4 protein-coding genes and 1 CRISPR repeat array are annotated in these 7418 nt (G+C 69.6%); all 4 genes read left to right on the top strand.

Annotation, left to right across the window (positions count from 1 at the left end; all coding sequences use genetic code 11):
- Positions 1-138 precede the first annotated feature (138 nt).
- Positions 139-1308, top strand: coding sequence for a NapC/NirT family cytochrome c (locus TSO221_RS30540; RefSeq protein WP_109122280.1), 1170 nt, complete (start codon positions 139-141; stop codon positions 1306-1308).
- 13 nt (positions 1309-1321) lie between these two features.
- A complete protein-coding gene (locus tag TSO221_RS30545) occupies positions 1322-1927 on the top strand; it encodes a molecular chaperone TorD family protein (RefSeq protein WP_109122281.1) in 606 nt (201 codons plus the stop codon).
- Positions 1928-2140: 213 nt separating this feature from the next.
- A complete protein-coding gene (torA, locus tag TSO221_RS30550) occupies positions 2141-4612 on the top strand; it encodes a trimethylamine-N-oxide reductase TorA (RefSeq protein ID WP_109122284.1) in 2472 nt (823 codons plus the stop codon).
- A 160-nt stretch (positions 4613-4772) separates the two neighbouring features.
- Positions 4773-5863: a CRISPR direct-repeat array (repeat unit 32 nt; unit sequence GTTTCAATCCACGCCCTCGCACAGAGGGCGAC).
- 228 nt (positions 5864-6091) lie between these two features.
- Positions 6092-7418 (top strand): CRISPR-associated endonuclease Cas3'' (locus TSO221_RS30555; RefSeq protein WP_109122282.1); only part of this gene is annotated, 1327 nt, incomplete at its 3' end.

Below are 7418 nucleotides of genomic sequence, written 5' to 3' on the forward strand. Positions count from 1 at the left end.
GCACTTCGTTTACAACATTCTACACACCGTTCAAGCGCTGCCGAAACCCCGTTCACACGCCCCCGCTAAACGTGAGGCTGAAGGAGAGCGGGCCGGCGCACCGTCGCCGCCCGACCGGCCGTGGGTATGGAGGGCGTCATGCTCGGACATGTGGTGAGGTGGTTCTCGAAGCCGGCGGCCTGGGGCGCGACCGCGCTGGCGGCGTCGGTCGCGGCGCTGGCTGCCTATGGCGGGTTCTCCGCGGTGGTGGACTACACCAACCGCATGGAGTTCTGCATCTCCTGCCACGAGATGAAGAACACCGTGTACGCGGAGTACCAGCACACGCCGCATTTCAGCAACCCGTCGGGCGTGCGGGCGGTGTGCGCCGACTGCCACGTGCCCAAGGACCTGGGCCCCAAGCTGTGGCGCAAGATCCAGGCGTCGGGCGAGGTGTGGGGCAAGATCACCGGCGTCATCGACACCCCGGAGAAGTTCGAGGCGAAGCGCCTGGAGCTGGCCAAGCGGGTGTGGGCGAGCATGGCGGCGAACGACTCGCGCGAATGCCGCAACTGCCACTCCTTCGAGACCATGACCATCGACAAGCAGCGCGAGAACGCCCAGAAGCTGCACCCGCAGGCCATCAAGGAGGGTGACACCTGCATCAGCTGCCACAAGGGCATCGCCCATAAGCTCCCCGACATGAAGGGCGGCTACAAGAAGGCGTTCGAGGAGCTGGTCGCCTCCGGCACCCGGGACGCGGCGAAGGCGGAGCGGCTGTTCACGCTGCGCTCCAAGCCGCTGTTCCTCGACCCGGCGGCCGCCAAGCCGGGCGGCAAGGGCGACGGCGTGCTGCTGCCGGCGACCGAGGTCACGGTGGTCGGGCGCAGCGGCGATCTGCTGAAGGTGCGCCTGGACGGCTGGCAGCAGGACGGCGTGGCGCAGATGATCTACGCCCGCAGCGGCAAGCGGATCTTCTCGGCGGCGCTCGGCAAGCCGGGCGAGAAGGCGGTCGAGACGAAGTCCTCCATGGTCGATCCCGACACCGAGCAGCGGTGGAACGAGGTCGCGCTGACCGCCTGGATCTCCCGGGACGACGTGACGTCCGACGAGAAGGCGCTGTGGGCCTACGCCGGCGAGCTGTACAACGCGTCCTGCGGCACCTGCCACACGCTGCGCGCACCCGGGCACTTCCTGGCCAACCAGTGGATCGGCAGCCTGGACGCCATGAAGCGCTTCATCTCCCTGGACAAGGAGGAGTACCGCTTCCTGCAGAAATACCTGCAGCTGAACGCCCGCGACACCGGCGGCGCCACCGCCGCCCATTGAAGGAGGCCGGACCATGGACGGGACCGTCAACGACACCCTGCGGCCGGTGCGGGGGGAAGTCTACCGGTGGCTGGCGGGCGTCTTCGCCCGCGAACCGACCGCCGGAACCCTCGCCACCTACCGCAGCCCGGAGGCCCGCGGCATCCTTCTGGACCTGGCCGGGATGGAGCCCCTGCGGGAGGGGGCGGCGGGCTTCCTGACGCTGCTGAACGATGACACGGACCTGGAGGCGCTGGCCTTCGAGCTGGCCGGCACCTACGCCCGGCTGTTCCTGGGGGCCGGCGGGCCGGCGGCGGTGTCGCCCTACGAATCGGTGCACACCAGCCCGCAGCACCGCCTGTTCCAGCAGGCCACCACCGACATGGAGCGCCTGCTGGCCGAGCACGGCCTGTCGGTCGCCGGCGCGCCGGAGCCGGCCGACCACATCGCGGTGGAGCTGGAGTTCCTGGCCCTGCTGGCGGCGTCGGGCGCGGCGGCGCTGGAGCGCCGGCTGCTCGACGAGCACCTGCTGCGCTGGGCGCCGGCCTTCTGCGCGGCCTGCATCGAGCGCGACCCCGGCGGCTACTACGCCGCCGCCGCGCGGGTGCTGCGCGGCATGCTGGAGATGGAGGCGGCGTAGCCGCCGGACCGGTCGTACGGGGCCGGGCGCCGCGACGGCGCCCGGCCATTTTCATGCCCGTCCCGCCGCCGTTCACATCCGGTTTACAAGATTTTTCACCCGCGTTACCCGCCCCCGAAACGCCGTTCACAACGCCCCCCTACAACGGACAGCAGGGAAACAGGTGCGCGGGGCCGTGTGGCCCCGCCGCCCATCGCGCAAGGGGTGAACGCCATGACGAAGCTCTTCGAGAAGGACTTCCAGCCCTTCGTGTCGCGCCGGTCCTTCCTGGAAGGGGCGCTGATCGCCGGTGCCGGACTGCTGGCCGGGCCGTCGCTGCTGGCCAGGGGGGCGATGGCGGCGCAGCCGTCGGCGCTGGCTATGTCCGGCTGCCATTGGGGCGCCTTCCGGGCGCGCGTCGAGAACGGCCGGTTCGTCGAGGCCATCCCCTACGAGAAGGACCTCTTCCCCAGCCCGCAGCTGCCCGGCGTGCTGGACGCCGTCTATTCGCCGACCCGCATCAAGTACCCGATGGTGCGCGCCGGCTACCTGAAGGACGGCCCGAAGAGCGACACAGCCAAGCGCGGCGCCGACGAGTTCGTGCGCGTCAGCTGGGAGCAGGCGCTCGACCTCGTCGCCAAGGAGCTGCAGCGCGTCTCCAAGGAGCACGGGCCGACCGGCATCTACGCCGGCTCCTACGGCTGGAAGAGTGTGGGCAAGCTGCACAACTGCCAGAATCTGATGCGGCGCATGCTGAACCTGAACGGCAGCTACTGCTCGTCGGCCGGCGACTATTCGACCGGCGCCTCGCAGGTGGTCATGCCGCACGTCGTCGGCCGCCTGGAGGTCTACGAGCAGCAGACCGCCTGGCCGGTGGTGGTCGAGCACTCCAAGCTGGTGGTGATCTGGGGCGCCGACCCGGTGACCACCAACCAGATCGGCTGGATCGTCCCCGACCACGGCGGCTACGCCGGCCTGAAGGCGCTGAAGGAGAAGGGCACCAGGGTCGTCTGCATCGACCCCGTGCGCACCGCCACCGCCGAGTACCTGAACGCCGAGTGGATCGCGCCGAAGCCGCAGACCGACGTGGCGATCATGCTGGGCATCGCCCACACGCTGGTCGCCGAGAAGCTGCACGACCAGTCGTTCCTCGACGACTACACGGTCGGCTTCGACAAGTTCCTGCCCTACCTGATGGGCGAGACCGACAAGACGCCGAAGACCGCCGAGTGGGCGGCCGGCATCAGCGGCCTCGACGCCGAGCTGATCAAGCGTCTGGCCCGCGATTTCGCCAGGAACCGCACCATGCTGATGAGCGGCTGGTCCATGCAGCGCATGCACCACGGCGAGCAGGCGCACTGGATGCTGATCACGCTGGCCAGCATGCTGGGGCAGATCGGTCTGCCGGGCGGCGGCTTCGGCCTGTCCTACCACTACGCCAACGGCGGCGCGCCGAGCGCCGACAGCCCGGTGCTGCCGGGCATCACCGACGGCTCCAAGGCCGGCGGGGCGGCGTGGCTGGCGACCGGCGGCGCGGTGGTGATCCCGGTGGCGCGGGTGGCCGACATGCTGCTGAACCCCGGCAAGGCCATCGACTTCAACGGCGCCAAGGTCACCTACCCGGACGTCAAGCTGTGCTACTGGGTCGGCGGCAACCCGTTCGCCCATCACCAGGACCGCAACCGTCTGGTCAAGGCGTGGCGGAAGCTGGAGACGGTGATCGTCCACGACTTCCAGTGGACCGCCACCTGCCGGCACGCCGACATCGTGCTGCCGGCGACCACGACCTTCGAGCGCGACGACGTCGAGCAGGTCGGCGACTACGCCATGAAGGCGATCATCGGCCTGCACAAGGTCATCGACCCGGTGTTCGAGGCGCGCGACGACTACGAGATCTTCCGCGAGATCGCCAAGCGCCTCGGCAAGGAGAAGGAGTTCACCGAGGGCAGGAGCCAGCTCGACTGGATCCGGTCCTTCTACGACGCGGCCTTGCAGCAGGCCAAGGCGAAGAACCAGAAGATGCCGCCGTTCGAGGACTTCTGGAAGGGCGATTCGGTGGTCGAGTTCGACGTCCCCAAGGAAGCCGCGGAGTACGTGCGCTACAAGAGCTTCCGCGACGAACCGCTGCTGGAGCCGCTCGGCACGCCGTCCGGCAAGATCGAGATCTACTCGAAGAACATCGAGAAGATGGGCTACGACGACTGCGGCCCGCACCCGCGGTGGATGGAGCCGGTCGAATGGATGGGCGGTCCGAGCAAGGACAAGTACCCGCTGCACGTCACCACCAGCCACCCGAACCTGCGCCTGCACTCGCAGCTTGCCGGCACGGTGCTGCGCGACAAGTACGCGGTGGCCGGCCGCGAGCCCTGCCTCGTCAACCCCAAGGACGCCGAGGCGCGCGGCATCAGGACCGGCGACGTGGTGCGCGTCTTCAACGACCGCGGCCAGATCCTGGCCGGCGCGGTGGTGACCGACACGATCCGCCCGGGCGTCGTCCGGGTGAACGAGGGCGGCTGGTACGACCCGGCGGAGCCGGGCAAGCCGGGCACGCTGTGCAAGTACGGCGACGTCAACGCGCTGACCGTGGACGTGCCGACGTCGAAGCTCGCCCAGGGCAACTGCGGCCACACCGCCGTCGCCCAGCTCGAGAAGTACGCCGAAGCGGCCCCGGCCGTGACCGCCTTCGGCCCGCCGAAGAGCGCGTAGCGCCACCTCCGGCCCTCCCCCGCCTGCGGGCGGGGGAGGGCGGGGGCAAGGTTATCTCCAAAAGGAGAGCGACCACCATGGCGCCTCTCCAGGACTCCTTCGGCCGCACGGTCAGCTATCTGCGCGTATCGGTAACCGTGCCGACCGCCAGCACCACTCGGTTTCAATCCACGCCCTTGCACGGAGGGCGACTCCCGTTGGCCGGGTCGCGCAGGGTCAGCAGCGCGTTTCAATCCACGCCCTCGCACAGAGGGCGACTGGACCTCCTCCACCATCACGGCGTCGTTGATCTCGTTTCAATCCACGCCTTCGCACAGAGGGCGACGCGCCGTGCCGCAGCCGTGCGCGCCGATCTTGTGGTTTCAATCCACGCCCTCGCACGAAGGGCGACGGTCATCGCCGCAGAGGCGCTGCGCTACCTCGCGAAGTTTCAATCCACGCCTTCGCACGAAGGGCGACAGCGTCACGGTGACCTTCACGCCGGTGCCGGCCGTTTCAATCCACGCCCTCGCACAGAGGGCGACGAGGAAGGCAATTCCCACGCCGCCGATTTGGGGACGGTTTCAATCCACGCCCTCGCACAGAGGGCGACCCAGGCCCTGGAAGTCGTTCGCTTGAGTGCCGGAGTTTCAATCCACGCCCTCGCACAGAGGGCGACGTGGCGAAGGCCGATCCGGACACGCTGCTGAAGCTGTTTCAATCCACGCCCTCGCACAGAGGGCGACCCACCTAGCCGTGTCGCTATACGACCCAACCGAGTTTCAATCCACGCCCTCGCACAGAGGGCGACGGGAACTTCTGCGCGAAGTTGCGCGCCGTAAGCCAGTTTCAATCCACGCCCTCGCACAGAGGGCGACACTCTCCATCGTTCAGTGTTCCCCTCCTCCCCGGTTTCAATCCACGCCCTCGCACAGAGGGCGACCTCCAGTTCACGCACAGATCCAGCGTGGTATGAGTTTCAATCCACGCCCTCGCACAGAGGGCGACTTCATCCCGGCCTTGTGGGTGTCGTCGTGCGGGTTTCAATCCACGCCCTCGCACAGAGGGCGACAGGGCGACGGCTCGCCGGAGCCGAACGTCGGCTTGTTTCAATCCACGCCCTCGCACAGAGGGCGACGGTCAGCGACACGCCGGCCGTGCGGGTGTCGAACACGTTTCAATCCACGCCCTCGCACAGAGGGCGACGACGGAGAGCATAGCTGTGTACTCCCTGTTTGATGTTTCAATCCACGCCCTCGCACAGAGGGCGACGCGCTACAGTGTAAGTCATTGCCGCTCCGTCGGAAACCGGCGCGGTTGCGCGAACCTCGGGTGATGTTCGCGCCGTTCGTGGCAGCCGACGCCGGGCCGGGCCGTCCCGCCGTTCTGGCGGCTCGCCCGGCCCGGTGCGCGAACCTCCCGGCGTTTCCGTGGTCGCTTGGGGTTCGCGCGCCATGGGGGCTCTGCTAGCATCGGGGGCCGCTGTTGCGGGAGGCTTCCATGCCCTGGTACGCGCACACGCTTGACGGACGGCCGCCGTCGGAATGGGAGCCGCTGGACCGTCACCTCCGGCTGGTCGCCGACTGCGCCGGGGCTTTCGGGGCCGGGGTTCTGCCCGGCGGGTCGGCGGCACCGTTCGCGCGGGCCCTCGGCCTGCTGCACGACGCCGGAAAGTACGCCGAGGCCTTCCAGCAGTACCTGAGCGCCGCCGCGCAGGGGCGCAAGACCGCGCGCGTCGACCACGCCTCGGCCGGCGCCGTCTATGCGACGGAGCGCTATCCCGGTGGCTGGGGCCGGCTGCTCGCCTACGCGGTGGCCGGGCACCACGCCGGGTTGCCCGACGACGGCACCGGGGAGGCGGCGAGCCTCTCCTTGCGGATCACGCACTCGGCCACCGCCGCAGCGGCGCGCGGCGGCTTCATCGGGGAAATTGCGCCGCTGCTGCCGGCCACGCTGCCCGCGGTCGAACTGCCCGACGGCTTCGCGGCGGCGCTGTTCGTCCGCATGCTGTTCTCCTGCCTGACCGACGCCGACGCCTTGTCCACCGAAGGCTTCTCCGACCCGGAGACGGCGGCGCTGCGCGGACAGGCGCCGGACCTCGCCACGCTCGCCGCCGCCCTCGACCGGCACCTGGACGCCAAGGCGGCAAAGGCGGATCCCACCGAGGTGAACCGCATCCGCGCCGAGGTGCTGACGGCTTGCCGGAAAGCGGCGGAGCGGCCGTCGGGGGTGTTCTCGCTGGCGGTGCCGACGGGTGGGGGGAAGACGCTGTCGTCGTTGGCCTTCGCCCTGGCGCACGCCCTCCGCCACGGGAAGCGGCGCGTCATCCACGTCATCCCCTACCTCAGCATCATCGAGCAGACCGCGCGCGAGTTCCGCGACACCGTCTTCGCCGGCCTGCCCGGCGCGGTGGTCGAGCATCACTGCGCCTACCAGGCACCCGAGGATGCGGACGAGGAGGGCGGCGGCCCCGACCGCCACAAGCTGGCGGCGGAGAACTGGGACGCGCCGGTGGTCGTCACCACCGCCGTGCAGTTCTTCGAGTCGCTGTTCGCCGGCCGGCCGTCGCGCTGCCGCAAGCTGCACAACATCGCGGGGGCGGTGATCGTGCTGGACGAGGCGCAGCTGCTCCCCGTGCCGCACCTGCGCCCGTGCCTGGAAGCGCTGCGCGAGCTGGCGGAGCGCTACGGCTGCACGGTGCTGCTGTGCACCGCCACGCAGCCGGCGCTGGCGAAGGGCGCCCCGCTGGACTTCGGCCTGCCGTCCATCACCCCCATCGTCGCCGAGCCCGCCCGCCTGCACCGCGCCATGCGGCGGGGGCGGGGGG

It is taken from the genome of Azospirillum sp. TSO22-1 (assembly GCF_003116015.1).
Classification (GTDB): domain Bacteria; phylum Pseudomonadota; class Alphaproteobacteria; order Azospirillales; family Azospirillaceae; genus Azospirillum.

What these genes read in the sequence shown, in the direction of transcription:
- torA (WP_109122284.1), top strand. Translation starts at nt 2,141, where the DNA reads ATGACGAAGCTCTTCGAGAAGGACTTCCAGCCCTTCGTGTCGCGCCGG.
- TSO221_RS30540 (WP_109122280.1), top strand. Translation starts at nt 139, where the DNA reads ATGCTCGGACATGTGGTGAGGTGGTTCTCGAAGCCGGCGGCCTGGGGC.
- TSO221_RS30545 (WP_109122281.1), top strand. Translation starts at nt 1,322, where the DNA reads ATGGACGGGACCGTCAACGACACCCTGCGGCCGGTGCGGGGGGAAGTC.